The organism is Streptomyces sp. NPDC052079, from assembly GCF_040680275.1.
Lineage (GTDB): Bacteria > Actinomycetota > Actinomycetes > Streptomycetales > Streptomycetaceae > Streptomyces.
Map to the genome: position 1 here is coordinate 345,274 of NZ_JBFAWL010000001.1, position 14,744 is coordinate 360,017.

A 14,744-nucleotide genomic window follows, 5' to 3' on the forward strand; every position below is an offset into this window, starting at 1 on the left:
AGCGGGCATCCTGCGCCACGTTATGACAACTGATGGCGAGGGAGTTCCTGCCTGAGTTGTTCCCGGCGGAACTGCGCTAGGCACCGGTTGCCGGCGGATTGGCATCGACGCTCGGCTCGTCTCGTGGAGGTCTCCGCGAAACAGACCGCAGAGACGGCCGGGGCCGCCACCCCCCACAGGAGAGGCCCCGGCCGTCGCGCGGCACGGGCCGCGCGGCGACCCGTACCCTCTACAGCGCCGGGGGTGCGTTTTCTGTCACACCCTCCTGGGTCACGGGTTAGTTGCATCTTGGACGGACATGGACGGGGAGAGGATTCAGGCCGTAACGTGCCTTTCGCGCCAGGCCGCGGCGGACACATGACCACGAACCGCTCGCGGCCTTGAGACCGCAACGACCGATTGAGCAACCACGACGGCGAGAACCCGGTCCGCGAGAGCGGCGCCGGTTGAGGCGCAGAAGGGCGCGCGCGTGTGCTGGGGGACGACGCGGAGCTGACCGCAGCGGTGCGTGCGGCACAGGATGGGGACGAGACCGCGTTCCGCACTGTGTACCGCACCGTGCACCCGCGGCTGCTGGGATACGTCAGGACACTGGTCGGCGAGCCCGACGCCGAGGACGTGACGTCCGAGGCCTGGCTGCAGATAGCCCGCGACCTGTCCCGGTTCACCGGTGACGCGGACCGGTTCCGCGGCTGGGCCGCCCGCATAGCCCGCAACCGCGCGCTGGACCACATACGCATGCGCGGGCGCCGCCCCGCGATCGGCGGCGACGAGACCGAGCTCACCGAGCGGCCCGCCGAGTCCGACACCGCCGGTGAGGCGATCGAGGCGCTGGCCACCGACGGCGCGTTCTCGCTGATCTCCCGGCTGCCGCAGGACCAGGCCGAGGCGGTCGTCCTGCGCGTGGTGGTGGGCCTCGACGCCAAGTCCGCCGCCGAGACGCTGGGCAAGCGCCCCGGCGCCGTACGGACCGCCGCCCACCGGGGCCTGAAACGGCTGGCCGAACTGCTCGGCGACGATCCGGAACGCCATCCGGAATCCGCCGGGGTACTCGACGCCCTTCCGCCCCAGAGAGAACCACGCCGTCGTACGGTGACGTCCGCGAGTGTGACGCAGATGCGAGCGCGGACGCAGAAGGACATGTGATGGCCGACGAGCAGTACAGGTGGCTGGACCGCGGGACCGCGGAGCGATTCCTGAACGGAGAGCCACCCGCAGCTGCCGATCCCACTACCCGTGACCAGGCCGAACGGCTCGCCGGAACACTCCGCTCGCTCTCCTCCCCGCCACCGTCGCCCGACGAGGAACTACCCGGGGAGGCGGCCGCGCTGGCCGCCTTCCGCAAGATGCGGGAGGAACGCGAGGGCAGGCCCGGCGAGGACCCGGACGCCCTTCACCGAGCCGGGGCGACGTCCGCCGACGTCGGTCTGGTCCGTATCGGCACTCCGCGCGAAGATCGTTCCGGAACCTCGGACGGACCCGGCCGGCCACGGTTCCTGCGGCTCGGACTGGCCGCCACGCTGGTCGCCGGCATGGTCGGCGGCGCCGCGGTCCTGGCCGGCGCCGGAGTCCTGCCGACGCCCTCCGACGCCCCCCGGTCCGACCCCGCGGCCTCCGTCACCGTCACCGCCACCGCCTCGCGTCCCGAACGCCCCCTGGTGTCGCCCTCGGAATCGCCGTCCAGGGACGCCGCCGGCAAGGGCGAGGAGGGGGCGGGCGCCCAGGGTGACGGCGACGCGGGTTCCGACGGGGCGGGGACGCCCGGGAAGACCGGCTCGGACGGTGGTGGCCCGGCGGCCCGTTCCGGACGTGGCGGGAAGAAGGTCGCCTCGGCGTGCCGTGCCTGGCGCGACGGCAAGCAGTTGAACGGCGATCGCCGGCGCCTCCTCGAGGAGGAGGCGGGCGGGCCTTCCCATGTCCGCGGTTACTGCGAGGACGCGTTGTCCATGAACGAGGCCGAGGACAACACCGCCGAGGGCAACGGGAAGGGCAACGGCAACGGCAAGGGCAAGGCGAACGGCAACGGCAAGGCGAACGGCAACGGCAACGGCAACGGCAAGAGCAACGGCAACGGCAAGAGCAACGGCAACGGCGACGGCAAGCAGAAGGGCCATGGCCCCGACAAGGGCAACAGTGGCGGGCAGGGCCAAGGGAACGGCCGTGGGAACCACCCCTGACCTGCGCTTTTGTTGATCGCTGAAATTTCTTCGGCGACGGGTGTGACACTTCCGCATCCCGCGACGCAGTACTGAGTGAGCCGACTGGTCATCGGCCGTCGCACTGAGCCGGGGTTCCCCCCGTACCCGCGGCTCGTGCACCCGGCGCGGGTGGGACACGTTCCCCCGGTCCCGCCCGCGCCCCATCTCACCAGTGCACGACGACCTTGTCGCCGTTGCGGACCTGCCCGTACAGCCGGGCGATAGCCTCCTCGTCCCGGACGTTGACGCAGCCGTGCGAGGCGCCGGCGTAACCCCGCGCGGCGAAGTCGGCCGAGAAATGCACGGCCTGGCCGCCGCTGAAGAACATGGCGTACGGCATGGGGGAGTCGTAGAGCGTGGACACATGGTGCCGGGACTTCCAGTAGACCCGGAAAACACCCTCTCGGGTCGGTGTGTACTCGGAGCCGAAGCGGACCGGCATCGTCGACACCGTCCGGCCGTCGATCATCCAGCGCAGGGTGCGGCTCGACTTGCTGATGCACAGCACCCGGCCGGACGTGCAGCGCGGGTCGGGCGCGTCGGCCGGCTGACCGCCCATCAGGTACAGCTCCCACCTGCCCGGCTCGCGCGTCATGGCGAGCAGCCGCTGCCAGGTGACGCTGTCGGTCACCCCGGTCCTCGGCAGCCCGCGCTTGCCCTGGAAGCCCCGGACCGCCTTCGCTGTCAGGTCGTCGTAGGTCCCCGTGGGCCCGTGGAAGATCCAGGCGACCTGCCGCAGCCGGGCCTGGAGTACGCGTATGTCCCGCCCCGAGTCGCCGGGGGACCACAGCACGCGCGGCGCCCGCCGCGTCGACGGGGCGCCGGAGGGGGACGCGTTCCGGCCGTCGTCCGGCGTCCGTGACGCCGACGGGGACGGCGTGCGGCTCGGTATCTCTATCCGCACCGGCGACCGGTCCTCCCCGTCCGCGCCGGCGGGCCGCACGGTGCAGCCGGTCGCGCCGGCCGCGAGCGCGGTGAGCGCCGCCAGGCATGCCATCCCTGTCCTCCCCACGCCCGTACTACGCACCTCGGCCCCCCGTCGTCTCACCCGCCGTGCCCGGATCCCACCAAGGATGTACCCCGGAGATGACCGCCGCCGAACAAAGGGGCATGGTGGTGGATGACCGGCAGGACAACCGCCGAGGTGGGCGCTGTGAGCGGCGTCCCATCGAGGCTGTGAGGAAGGTCCCAGCGTGTGCCCCTGCACCGGGCCGCACGCGCACCGCTACAGTCCGTGCAGGTCGGCCTGTACGGGCGGAACGGACACCTGTACGGGCGAGCAGACAACTGACGGGTACGTGGGCGAGCAACGCCGCTCAGCGGGAGGCATCACACCATGGCGCGCGAGTCGGGCAGTGCCCGATCCACTGAGAGTGGACTGCCCATCGAACCGGTCTACGGGCCGGACACCCTCGAGGGATGGGACCCGGCCGAGAAGCTGGGCGAGCCGGGGGCGTATCCCTTCACGCGGGGCGTGTACCCGACGATGTACACGGGCCGGCCCTGGACGATGCGCCAGTACGCCGGGTTCGGCACCGCAACCGAGTCCAACGCGCGCTACAAGCAGCTCATCGCCAACGGCACGATGGGCCTGTCGGTCGCCTTCGACCTGCCGACCCAGATGGGCCACGACTCCGACGCCCCGATCGCCTCCGGCGAGGTCGGCAAGGTGGGCGTCGCCATCGACTCGATCGACGACATGCGGGTGCTGTTCGGCGGCATCCCGCTGGACAAGGTCTCCACGTCGATGACGATCAACGCGCCCGCCGCCCTCCTGCTGCTCCTCTACCAACTGGTCGCGGAGGAGCAGGGCGTGAGCGCCGACAAGCTCACCGGCACGATCCAGAACGACGTGCTGAAGGAGTACATCGCGCGGGGCACGTACATCTTCCCGCCGAAGCCCTCCCTGCGGCTGATCGCCGACATCTTCAAGTACTGCCGGGCCGAGATCCCGAAGTGGAACACGATCTCGATCTCCGGCTACCACATGGCCGAGGCGGGCGCGTCCCCCGCGCAGGAGATCGCCTTCACCCTCGCCGACGGCATCGAGTACGTGCGCACCGCGGTGGCGGCCGGGATGGACGTGGACGACTTCGCCCCCCGCCTGTCCTTCTTCTTCGTGGCCCGTACGACGATCCTGGAGGAGGTCGCCAAGTTCCGCGCGGCCCGCAGGATCTGGGCGCGGGTGATGAAGGAGGAGTTCGGCGCGAAGAACCCCAAGTCGCTGATGCTGCGCTTCCACACGCAGACGGCCGGGGTGCAGCTGACGGCCCAGCAGCCCGAGGTCAACCTGGTCCGCGTCGCCGTCCAGGGCCTCGCCGCGGTGCTCGGCGGCACCCAGTCGCTGCACACCAACTCCTTCGACGAGGCGATCGCCCTCCCCACCGACAAGTCCGCCCGCCTCGCCCTGCGCACCCAGCAGGTCCTCGCCTACGAGACGGACGTGACGGCGACCGTCGACCCGTTCGCGGGTTCCTACGTCGTCGAGAAGATGACCGACGACGTCGAGGCGGCGGCGCTGGAGCTGATGCGGAAGGTCGAGGACCTCGGCGGGGCGGTCAACGCCATCGAGCACGGCTTCCAGAAGAACGAGATCGAGCGCAGCGCCTACCGCATCGCCCAGGAGACCGACTCCGGCGAGCGGGTCGTCGTCGGCGTCAACCGCTTCCAGCTCGACGAGGAGGAGCCGTACGAGCCGCTGCGCGTCGACCCCGCCATCGAGGCCCAGCAGGCCGACCGCCTGGCGAGGCTCCGCGCGGGGCGCGACCAGCAGGCGGTCGACACCGCCCTGGCCGCCCTGCGGAAGGCCGCCGAGGGCGAGGACAACGTCCTGTACCCGATGAAGGAGGCGCTGAAGGCCCGGGCGACGGTGGGCGAGGTGTGCAACGCCCTGCGCGAGGTGTGGGGCACCTATGTGCCGTCGGATGCCTTCTGACCTGGTCGGTTACTCCGTCTGAGTGATCGCGGGCGGAAGGCGTCCGTCCCCGGTTATTCTCGTGGAGAGTGGACCCCGAAAAGGAGGACGCCATGGCCGTACTGCAGCAGGAGCTGACCCTGGGGGAGGCTGCCGACCAGCTCGCCCGTGCTCTGCCTGGCCACCGCGTGGAGATTCTCCAGGGGAGGCTCACTGTGACACCGCCGCCGGACGGCTCGCATGGGATGTCGCTGACGAAATTCTGTAGGGCGCTCGAGCGGGCCGGTATCGAGGGGAGCGGTGCTGATTGGGTCCAGGGCGTGGGGTTGTGGCTGCCCACCTTGCCCTCGGACTTCGCGATCCCCGACCTGTCCGTCGTCGACGTGGACTTCCGCGACGCCCACGTCACGAAGAACTACTACGCTCCGAACGTCTTCCGCATGGTCGTCGAGGTCACGTCGTCGAACTGGTCCGACGACCTCGGACCCAAGGTCGAGTGCTACGCCCGGGCCGGCATCCCGGCCTACCTGATCGTGGACCGCAAACACGACGAGGTGCTGCTCCACACCGACCCGACCGACGGCACGTACCCCGACCCCCAGCGCTTCAAGCGGGGCCAGGACGTCGTCGTGCCAGGGGCGGTCGGAGTGAGTGCCGAGATCTCGGTGGACACCCTTCTCGACGGCTGAGGCACCTGCCCGCAGCGGCGGGAGTCATCTTCTGCGGCGTACTGCTCGGCCCACCGCGCGCTTTGCTCGCGCCGTCTGGAGCTTTGCCCGGGTGCGGCGGGTGGCGCCCGGCAAAGACAGTTCGGCCAGGCGTCGTTCCGGGAAGTAGTATCCGGGCGTGCCGGCCAGATGCGCACGGAGCCAAGCCGCCGTCGGCTCCCGCAGGTTGGCGTACGTCCTGGGCTGCATGCAGAAGCCGATCGACCGGACCAGCGGGGACAGCGTCTGAGGGGCCGGGCCGACGACGGCCGGGGTCTCCTCCCGTTCGAGGTCCGGCACCAGATGGTCGATCACGGCCAGCGGCACCCGGTTGCTGTTGGGGTAGGGCCTGAGACGGTCCATCACCAGCGCCGTCCCGACCCGGGCCACGGGCACGTCGTAGTAGGCGGACGCGGTCACCATGGCCGTCGAGAAGCAGCCCACGACGAGTGCGGGACGGACGTGCCGGTACAGCGTCTCGGCCAGCAGCGGAGCGTCCAGCACGGTCAGCCGTACGCCCGCGTCCGCCGCAGCCTTGCTCAGTGCGGCCGAGTAGCCGGCCGGGGCCGTCGGATGGGGCTTGAAGACGAGGGACCGGTGCCCGGCGCGCACCGCCCCGGTCAGCATGCGCACGTGGAGGTCCTCCTCCTCCCGCGCACTCAGGATGTTGAGTGCCGCCAGATACTGGCCGAGGAGCACGGCCGTCGGCGCCTCGTCGAGCACGGGCGCGAGCTGCGGTTCGTCCGCCGCGTCCCGGGAGATCTCGTCCAGCACACCTCGGAACGCCCCGTCCGGCACGATCACCGGTTCGACTCCGTACTCGGACAGCAGCAGCGGCCGCAGACCCGGGATCAGGTCGAGGTGGAGCAGCCGCCGGACGCGGCGCGCGAGGGTCAGCGGCAGCTTCTCCCGCGTCGGGCCGTAACTCATGAGTCCGTCGGCGTACACGTCGACGGCAGCCTCGGAGAAGACGGCCACCAGCGCCCGGGCGGGGTTGACCTGGATGGACTCCACGGCGAGTTCCACCCCGTCCTGTTCGTCGATGTCCCACAGGAGCCGGAAGGCCCGCTGCCACAGCACGGTGTCGTTGCCGCGCGGGCCCCAGGTGCTCGGGTGGTAGGGGCTGATCGCCTCGTTCCAGCTCACCACCGAGTCGAAGCGGCCGGCCAGCGGGCCGTAGCCGTGCATCTCGTCCAGGCGCAGGGCCGTCTCCGGTACGGCGGCGTTGTGGGAGACCAGCAGGATGCGGCGGGCCCTCCCGCGCGGTCCGTACAGGCCCGCGTCCAGCGCCGCGGCCAGCGTGGCCGCCCCGTAGAGCGTCGAGACCTGGAAGATCTGGGTGGTGTGCGGCATGGATCAGGCAGCCTTCCGCCCGTCACGCAGGCGGCCGAGCAGCCTGCTCCGGGTGCTGTCGATGGTGGCCAGGGTCTCCTCCAGCGCGTGCTGCGGCATGCGGTGCAGCGCGTCCCGCGCCTCGCGCCGCAGCCGCCGGGCCGCCGAGGGTTCGTACGTGTCCACCTTGCGGAGGTGGAAGGCGATCATCGCGCAGTAGGTGCGTACGGCCTTGAGGAGGAAGCGATCGGTCTCCGGGTCGTTCCGCACGTCCCGCAGTAGCAGGTCGTACGCCGGGATGAAGTCCAGCTGACGGGAGTCCTTGATCTGGGTGAGGGAGGTGGCCACGCCGCGCCGGTAGAACACCCCGTGCAGTCCCAGTGACGCGTATGTCCGGGCCGTCAGGTGCAGGCGCCAGATCCACAACCGGTCCTCGGCCGTGCGCAGTTCGGTGACGAAACGCATGCCGCCGTCGGCGAACAGGTGCCGGCGGTAGATGCCCGCCCAGACGAAGGGGTAGTCGACCATCGTCTCCGTGTCGACGGGCGTGATCCCGTCGCGCGGATCCATCACCGCGTTGCGCACCGGGGCCGGGGGCCGCCTGATCACCCGCTCGGTGCCGGTGGCCCGCACATGGTCGGTGCGGGCGAAGTCGCAGCCCAGCTCCTCCATCGCCCGCACCATCCCGGCGAGGTGGCCGGGCCCGTACCAGTCGTCGCCGTCGAGGAACGTGAGGAACTCGCCCTCGGCCGCGTCGATTCCGGTGTTGCGCGCCTGGGCGATGCCCTGGTTCGTCCCGTGCCGGATCACCCGCGCGCCCGGGAGCTTCTCCGCCCAGCGATCGAGCACCCAGGGCGTGGCGTCCGTGGAGCAGTCGTCGACCAGCAGGAACTCGAAGTCCGGGTGCGCGTTGGCGGCGAGACTGCGCAGGGTGCTCTCCGCGAACGCCTCCACATTGTGCATGGGGACGACGACGGTCAGTTTCGGCACGTGGTTCTCTCTTCCGGGGCTCGACGCGGAGGTGAGGCGAGGGGCGGTGTCAACGTCGGCCTCTTACGGTTCTTTTCAGTGCTCGCACGCGGCGCACCACCCGGCGGGCGGTGGCGTTGCGGGGGAGGAACGCCAGTTGCTTCGGGATGCCTCCGGGGAGTCCCAGCGAGGTGAGCCGTTTGCGGGTGAACCAGCGTCGGGTCTGCGGCCGGCCGGCGTGGCGCGTGAGGAATGCTTCCGCGACCGGGCGCAGGCGTGGGTGGACCTCCGGCCGCATGGTGAAGGCGAGCGCGGTGACGAGGTCGTTCAACTCACCGGCCGGAAGAACGTCCTCCGCTGCCCCCGCGTCCAGGCCCGGCAGCAGCGCGTCGGCCAGGACCGCCGGGACCCTGCTGTCGTTCCGGTACGGGGTCAGCCGCTCCAGGAGCCGCTCGGTGCCGACACGGGCGACCGGCAGACCGTAGAACGCCGACGCCGTGAACAACGCGGTGGAGGAACAGCCGACGACCAGCGCCGGCCGGGACTTCTCGAACAGCACCTCGGCGAGCACGGGGTCGTCCAGGACCGTGAGGTCCACCCCGAGCCGCTCCGCCTCGGCCCGCAGCGCACGGCTGTGCCGGGCCGGTGCGGCGGGATGCGGGGTGAACACGACCGCGCGATGGCCACGTCCCGCCGCCGCGCGCAGCATCCGCAGGTGCAGGCCGTCCTCCTCGCCGGACGCGGAAGCAGACTGGCCCACCAGCAGCGCCGCACCGTCCGGTATCGGGGGTACGTCCACTACGGCCGACATCTCACCGGTCACCTTCAGGAAGGCGTCTGTCGGCACCACCCGCGCCGACACGTCGAACTCGGTCAGCAGCATCGGCGTCACACCGGGCACCAGGTCGGGATGCAGCACCTGCCGTACCCGGGTGCCGATCAGCGGATCGAGCTTGCCCCGCGTGGGACCGTAGCCCGTCAGTCCGCCGGCGCAGACGTGCACCGGGGCCCCGTTGAAGACCTGGGCCACCGCCAGAGCCGGGGGGACGTCCGGGCGTCCCAGCACCAGCTCCACCCGGTCGTCGCCCAGCCCCCACAGCCGCCGTAGATGCCGCTCCAGGAGCGGAACGTCCTCGGAGCGGGGCGTCCAGGCCGCCGGATGGAAGGGCCGGATCGCCTCGTTCCAGGACAGCACCTCGTCGAAACGGCCGCGCAGCACGGCGAACTCCGGCAGCTCCTCCGGCGCCGGTGCGGCCTCGGGGACCGCGGAGTCGTCGCAGAACAGCAGCACCCGCCGCGCCGCCCCAGGGAAGCAGCCGGACTCGATCGCGGCCACCTGCGTGGCGACGTCGTACAGCGACGAGGCGCAGAAGATCCGGGTGGTACGGGACATCAGGCGGCCCACTTCCCCGTGCCGGCCCGGCGCCGCAGCCGCCGCAGCCGGACGGCACGGCCCACGTCCATGGTGTCCAGTACGGCGTCGAGCACGTCCTGCGGCATCCGCCGCAGCGCCGCCGCGCTCATCGCCCGCAGCCGCCGGGCCACGGCGGGCTCGAACGCGTCCTCCTGGGCCAAGTGGTGGGCGATGATCGCGCAGTACGTCCGCACCGCCTTCGGCAGCAGCCGGCCGGCGTCCCGGTCCGCCGCCGTCTCCTCGACGATCTGGTCGAAGGCGCGGATGAAGTCGAGCCGGCGCGCGTCGCCGATCCGGGTGAGGGAGGAGGCGACCCCGCGCCGGTAGAACACGCCCAGCAGGCCGACCACGGCGAACGACTCCGCCTCCCGGTGCAGCTTCCACGTCCACGGCCGGTCCTCCGCCGTGTGCAGACCCTCGGTGAAGTGCAGCAGCCCTCGCTCGAGCAGCCGCCGGTGGTAGACGCCGGCCCAGACGGACACGTAGTCCACCGAGGTCGTCCGGTCCGCGGGCAGGATCGACTCCCTGGGGTCCAGCACCTCGTCGCGCAGACCGACCGGCACCCGGCGCACCGACCGGGCGCGGTCGGTGACCTGCACGTGGTCGGTGCGGACGAAGTCGCAGCCCAGCCCTTCGGCGGCCGCCACCAGACGCGACAGATGGCCCGGTGCCAGCCAGTCGCCGGCGTCCAGGAAGGCCAGGTACTCGCCGCCCGCCACGTCCAGCCCGGTGTTGCGCGCGGTCGCGACCCCGCCGTTGCTGTCATGGCGGAGGAGATGGACCCGGACGACGTCCGAGAGTTCCTCGGCGGCACGCTCGACAATCGCCCGGGTCCCGTCCCGGGAATGGTCGTCGACCAGAATGAACTCGAAGTCCGGACGGGCGTTCGCGCGCAGACTTCTGAGCGTGTCCGGGGCGTATTGCCGCACATTGTGGAACGGGACGATCAGCGAAAGCTTCGGCACGTGCAAAACATTAGAAGCCCAGCCCGGATCGGCGACTTTCCGATGACCGTACAGGGAGTGAATTCCGTGTGTCGGTACGGTGTATCGCCCCTGCACGGCGCGTTTCCCCAGGCCGGTTCGGCTCTCGATGGGCTGTTGTTCACTTCTCGTTGATGCACGGTTGGGCCATACCTGGAATTCGCTTCCTAGCGTCTTCGGCGTGCCAGCAAGTGCAACGAAGCCCCTCAGGGTGGCGGTCCTCGCGGATTCCGACACCCGCTGGAAATGGGGCGCCCTCACCGCGAACCGCGTCACGCCGCGGGACATCCGCCTGGACGGATATCTCCTGCGCGGCCGCGCCACGCCCACCGCCCGCCAGCTCGGCGAGATCGGCGTCCGCGCGGACTCCCTCCGGGAGGTCACCGCCGCCGAATTCCTGCGCGCGATGCGCGAGGAGACGTACGACGTCCTCGTGCTCGCCCTGGTCGGCGGCGGGGTGCAGGCGATGCTGCACGGGCTGAAGCGGGCCTGGGAGGACCGGCCCGGCCGGCCCGTCGTCGTCACCGGATACGTCGGTGTCGTCTACGAGAAGCTCGCCGACGGCCTGCTGCTGCGCCACGGCGCCGACCTGGTGCTCGCCAACTCCCGCCAGGACGCGGACCGTTTCCGCGCCGTGTACGAGGGAGTGGGCGCCGACGCCGGCTCGGTGACGGAGGTCGCGCTGCCGTTCCTCGGCGGGGACGCCTACACCGGCGGCCACGGCCGCTTCACGGTCGTCTTCGCCGCCCAGCCCTCCGTCCCGGACCGCCGCGGCGACCGCGCCTACCTGCTGGACCGGCTGGTGCGGCACGCCCGCCGGCACCCCGAACGCGACGTGCTGCTGAAGCTGCGCTCCCAGCCCGGGGAACACACCACGCACATCGAGGAACTGCCCTACCAGAAGCTGTCCCGGCGGCTCGACCTCCCCGCCAACTTCCGCCTGGTCTACGGGCACATGGGCGAGGTCCTCGACCGGACCGACCTCCTCGTCACGGTCAGCTCCACGGCCGCCCTGGAGTCCCTGCACCGCCGCATACCCACGGCGATCCTCACCGACCTCGGAATCCGGGAAGCGCTCGGCAACCACCACTTCGTCGGCTCCGGCTGCCTCGCCTCCTGGGACCAGCTCGACGCGGGACACCGCCCGGAGCCGGACCAGGACTGGGTCGCCCGGCAGGGCGTCGCGACAGGAGGCCGCTACGAGACGGCCTTCGAAACCGCCCGCGAACGCATCGCCGGGCTCCTCGGCCGCCCCGGCGGGCTGCCGCCGCTGACCCCGTACTACACACCCGTCACCGCGCCCGGCTATCTGCCCGGCATCCTCGCCCGCCACCACCTCGGCCCCGACGGCACGCCGCTGCCGGGCGCGCCCGCCGCCGACAGGGAGCCCGGAGCGGTCCGGCAGATCGTGCGCCGGGTGGCGCGCGGCGCCTACCGGCACGGCGTGCAGCGCGTGGCCCCGGTGATCCGCCGGATGGGCGAGCTGTGAACCCTGATCGAGGAGCTGATCCCATGTCCCACCCACCGACGGTGCGCCGGGTGCTCGCCGTGATTCCCGCGCGCGGCGGCTCCAAGGGCGTGCCCGCCAAGAACCTCGCCCCCGTCGGCGGCGTGCCCCTGGTGGCGCGCGCCGTGCGCGAGTGCCGGGCCGCGCGGTACGTCACGGACGTGGTCGTCTCCACCGACGACGAGGCCATCGCCGCGGCCGCGCGCCAGGCGGGCGCCGAGGTCGTCCTGCGGCCCGCCGCCCTCGCCGGCGACACCGCGACCTCGGAGGCGGCCGTCCTGCACGCCATGGACGCCCACGAGGCCCTGCACGGCGCCCCGGTGGACGTCGTCCTGCTCGTGCAGTGCACCAGCCCCTTCCTGTCCCGCGAGGACATCGACGGCGTGACCACGGCGGTGGCCCACGAGCACGCCGACACAGCGGTGACCGTCGCCCCGTTCCACGGCTTCATCTGGCGCGACACGCCGGACGACGCCGTCGCCGCGACCGATGCCGGGGGCCCGGCCCCGGTCACGTCAGCCACGGGGGCGCCCGCCGTTGACCGGGGCGCGAGCGCCGGTGCGGCCCCGACCGCCCCGGGCACCGTGGGCGGGCCGGGCACCGATGCCATGGCCGACGGCCGGGATTGCGTCCCGGGCGCCGATGGCGCCGAGGTGTCCGCTCTCGGCCAGGGCGTGAGCGGATGGGCCGTCGGCCCGGCTGGCGTCGATGGCCCGGGTTCGGTCCTGGGCGCCGATACCGCCGAGGCGTCCGCCCTTGACCGGGGTGCGAGCGCCGGTGCCGCCCCGTCCGCCTTGGGCGCCGTGGGCGGGCCGGGCGCCGTTGCCGCCGTCGATGGCCGGGGTTCGGTTCCGGGCGCCGATGGCGCGGAGGTGCCCGCCCCCGGCCACCACGTGAGAGGGCGGGCCGTCGCCCCGGCTGCCGTAGGTGCCGTCCCGGGTGTGGGCGCGGAGCCGGCCGCGGCCTGCGCCGGCGGTCGCGGGGGCAACCACGACAAGGCCCCCCCAGCCCCTGCCGGAGGTCGCGGGGTCAACCACGACAAGGGCTTCCGCCCTCGTCGTCAGGACCGTCCGCAGGACTTTCTGGAGACCGGTGCCGCCTACGCCATGGACGCCGCCGGCTTCCGCGCGCACCGGCACCGCTTCTTCGGGCGTACCGAACTCGTCCGCACCGACCCGGCCCGCGTCCTGGAGATCGACGACCCGCACGACCTCGCCCGGGCCCAGGCCCTCGCGCCGCTCCTCGACGCCGGCCGGCCCGGCGCCCTTCCGACCGCCGACGACATCGACGCGGTCGTCCTCGACTTCGACGGCACCCAGACCGACGACCGGGTGCTGATCGACTCCGACGGACGGGAGTCCGTCTCCGTGCACCGCGGGGACGGACTCGGCATCGCGGCCCTGCGCCGCAGCGGCCTGAAGCTGCTGATCCTGTCCACGGAACAGAACCCGGTCGTCGCCGCCCGCGCACGCAAGCTCCGGCTCCCCGTGCTGCACGGCATCGACCGCAAGGACCTCGCACTCAAGCAGTGGTGCGAGGAACAGGGCATCGCGCCAGAGCGCGTGCTCTACGCCGGCAACGACGTCAACGACCTCCCGTGCTTCGCCCTCGTCGGCTGGCCCGTGGCGGTCGCGAACGCCCACGACGTCGTACGCGGCGCCGCCCGCGCCGTCACCACCCTCCCCGGAGGCGACGGCGCGATCCGGGAGATCGCCGGCTGGATCCTCGGCCCCTCCCTCGATTCCCTCCCCACGTAAGGAAACCCCCGTTCATGAGCACCAACCCCCGCATCCGCACCCTCGGCCCCCGCGAGGCCGGCCCCGGCCGCCCCGTGTACGTCACCGGCGAGATCGGCATCAACCACAACGGTGACATCGAGAACGCGTTCCGGCTGATCGACGCCGCCGCCGAGGCCGGCTGCGACGCCGTCAAGTTCCAGAAGCGAACGCCGGAGATCTGCACCCCGCGCGACCAGTGGGACATCGAACGCGACACCCCCTGGGGCCGGATGACGTACATCGACTACCGCCACCGCGTGGAGTTCGGCGAGGAGGAGTACCGCCAGATCGACACCTACTGCAGGAAGAAGGGCATCGACTGGTTCGCGTCCCCGTGGGACACCGAGGCCGTGGCCTTCCTGGAGAAGTTCGACGTCCCCGCCCACAAGGTGGCCTCCGCCTCCCTCACCGACGACGAGCTGCTGCGCGCCCTGCGCGCCACCGGCCGTACGGTCATTCTCTCCACCGGCATGTCGACGCCGAAGCAGATCCGGCACGCCGTCGAGGTCCTGGGCAGCGACAACATCCTGCTCTGCCACGCCACCTCGACCTACCCGGCCAAGGCCGAGGAGCTCAACCTCCGCGTGATCAAGACCCTCCAGCAGGAGTACCCGAACGTCCCGATCGGCTACTCGGGCCACGAGACCGGCCTGCAGACCACCCTCGCCGCCGTCGCCCTCGGCGCCGCGTTCGTCGAGCGCCACATCACCCTGGACCGCGCCATGTGGGGCTCCGACCAGGCCGCCTCCGTCGAGCCGCAGGGCCTGACCCGCCTGGTCCGCGACATCCGCACCATCGAGGCGTCCCTCGGTGACGGAGTGAAGAAGGTCTACGACTCCGAACTGGGCCCGATGAAGAAGCTGCGCCGCGTCACCGGCGTGGTCGCCGAGGCGGAGATCGCCACGGCGGCGGGCGAACCACTGTCCGTCTGACCCCCCCTAC

The 14,744-nt window shown here is 71.9% G+C and carries 11 protein-coding genes and 2 pseudogenes; 8 read left to right on the forward strand and 5 right to left on the reverse strand.

Annotation, left to right across the window (positions count from 1 at the left end; genetic code table 11):
* Nucleotides 1-471 precede the first annotated feature (471 nt).
* Both AB0L56_RS01730 and AB0L56_RS01735 read left to right on the forward strand, forming a co-directional pair.
* Complete coding sequence (locus AB0L56_RS01730; RefSeq protein ID WP_365417769.1) at nt 472-1,146, forward strand: RNA polymerase sigma factor; 675 nt, start codon at nt 472-474, stop codon at nt 1,144-1,146.
* A complete protein-coding gene (locus AB0L56_RS01735) occupies nt 1,146-2,177 on the forward strand; it encodes a hypothetical protein (protein WP_365417772.1) in 1,032 nt (343 codons plus the stop codon). Before AB0L56_RS01730 ends, AB0L56_RS01735 begins: the two co-directional genes overlap by 1 nt.
* Nucleotides 2,178-2,364: 187 nt before the next feature.
* On the opposite strand, the gene AB0L56_RS01740 is transcribed toward AB0L56_RS01735, so the two are convergent.
* A complete protein-coding gene (locus AB0L56_RS01740; RefSeq protein ID WP_365417774.1) occupies nt 2,365-3,195 on the reverse strand; it encodes a L,D-transpeptidase family protein in 831 nt (276 codons plus the stop codon).
* 339 nt (nt 3,196-3,534) lie between these two features.
* Between AB0L56_RS01740 and AB0L56_RS01745 the strand changes: the two genes are divergently transcribed.
* Both AB0L56_RS01745 and AB0L56_RS01750 read left to right on the forward strand, forming a co-directional pair.
* On the forward strand, nt 3,535-5,133 hold the full coding sequence (locus AB0L56_RS01745; RefSeq protein ID WP_365417777.1) for a methylmalonyl-CoA mutase family protein: 1,599 nt from the start codon (nt 3,535-3,537) through the stop codon (nt 5,131-5,133).
* Nucleotides 5,134-5,225: 92 nt separating this feature from the next.
* A complete protein-coding gene (locus AB0L56_RS01750; protein ID WP_365417780.1) occupies nt 5,226-5,801 on the forward strand; it encodes a Uma2 family endonuclease in 576 nt (191 codons plus the stop codon).
* 24 nt (nt 5,802-5,825) lie between these two features.
* On the opposite strand, the gene AB0L56_RS01755 is transcribed toward AB0L56_RS01750, so the two are convergent.
* From AB0L56_RS01755 to AB0L56_RS01770, 4 genes are read right to left on the reverse strand one after another with little or no spacing between them, the layout of a single operon-like run.
* Nucleotides 5,826-7,172, reverse strand: coding sequence for a polysialyltransferase family glycosyltransferase (locus AB0L56_RS01755; RefSeq protein ID WP_365417783.1), 1,347 nt, complete (start codon nt 7,170-7,172; stop codon nt 5,826-5,828).
* Nucleotides 7,173-7,175: 3 nt separating this feature from the next.
* Entirely contained in the window at nt 7,176-8,141 is a 966-nt protein-coding gene (locus AB0L56_RS01760) for a glycosyltransferase family 2 protein (protein WP_365417786.1), read from the reverse strand.
* A 49-nt stretch (nt 8,142-8,190) separates the two neighbouring features.
* On the reverse strand, nt 8,191-9,513 hold the full coding sequence (locus AB0L56_RS01765; protein ID WP_365417789.1) for a polysialyltransferase family glycosyltransferase: 1,323 nt from the start codon (nt 9,511-9,513) through the stop codon (nt 8,191-8,193).
* Entirely contained in the window at nt 9,513-10,499 is a 987-nt protein-coding gene (locus AB0L56_RS01770; protein WP_365417792.1) for a glycosyltransferase family 2 protein, read from the reverse strand. Before AB0L56_RS01770 ends, AB0L56_RS01765 begins: the two co-directional genes overlap by 1 nt.
* A gap of 199 nt (nt 10,500-10,698) precedes the next feature.
* Between AB0L56_RS01770 and AB0L56_RS01775 the strand changes: the two genes are divergently transcribed.
* The 4 genes and pseudogenes from AB0L56_RS01775 to AB0L56_RS01790 all read left to right on the forward strand — a co-directional run bounded on the left by AB0L56_RS01775 (nt 10,699) and on the right by AB0L56_RS01790 (nt 14,734).
* The gene (locus AB0L56_RS01775; RefSeq protein WP_365417795.1) at nt 10,699-12,006 is read left to right on the forward strand and encodes a DUF6716 putative glycosyltransferase; all 1,308 of its coding nucleotides are present in this window, start codon (nt 10,699-10,701) and stop codon (nt 12,004-12,006) included.
* Nucleotides 12,007-12,029: 23 nt separating this feature from the next.
* Nucleotides 12,030-12,497, forward strand: a pseudogene (locus AB0L56_RS01780) (acylneuraminate cytidylyltransferase family protein); the annotation flags it as partial.
* A gap of 543 nt (nt 12,498-13,040) precedes the next feature.
* Nucleotides 13,041-13,781: pseudogene (locus tag AB0L56_RS01785) on the forward strand (N-acylneuraminate cytidylyltransferase); the annotation flags it as partial.
* Nucleotides 13,782-13,795: 14 nt separating this feature from the next.
* Nucleotides 13,796-14,734: an N-acetylneuraminate synthase family protein gene (locus AB0L56_RS01790; protein ID WP_365417798.1), complete on the forward strand. Its 939-nt coding sequence runs from the start codon at nt 13,796-13,798 to the stop codon at nt 14,732-14,734.
* Nucleotides 14,735-14,744: the final 10 nt, after the last annotated feature.

What these genes read in the sequence shown, in the direction of transcription:
- AB0L56_RS01735 (WP_365417772.1), top strand. Translation starts at nt 1,146, where the DNA reads ATGGCCGACGAGCAGTACAGGTGGCTGGACCGCGGGACCGCGGAGCGA.
- AB0L56_RS01740 (WP_365417774.1), bottom strand. Translation starts at nt 3,195, where the DNA reads ATGGCATGCCTGGCGGCGCTCACCGCGCTCGCGGCCGGCGCGACCGGC.
- AB0L56_RS01745 (WP_365417777.1), top strand. Translation starts at nt 3,535, where the DNA reads ATGGCGCGCGAGTCGGGCAGTGCCCGATCCACTGAGAGTGGACTGCCC.
- AB0L56_RS01750 (WP_365417780.1), top strand. Translation starts at nt 5,226, where the DNA reads ATGGCCGTACTGCAGCAGGAGCTGACCCTGGGGGAGGCTGCCGACCAG.
- AB0L56_RS01755 (WP_365417783.1), bottom strand. Translation starts at nt 7,172, where the DNA reads ATGCCGCACACCACCCAGATCTTCCAGGTCTCGACGCTCTACGGGGCG.
- AB0L56_RS01765 (WP_365417789.1), bottom strand. Translation starts at nt 9,513, where the DNA reads ATGTCCCGTACCACCCGGATCTTCTGCGCCTCGTCGCTGTACGACGTC.
- AB0L56_RS01790 (WP_365417798.1), top strand. Translation starts at nt 13,796, where the DNA reads ATGAGCACCAACCCCCGCATCCGCACCCTCGGCCCCCGCGAGGCCGGC.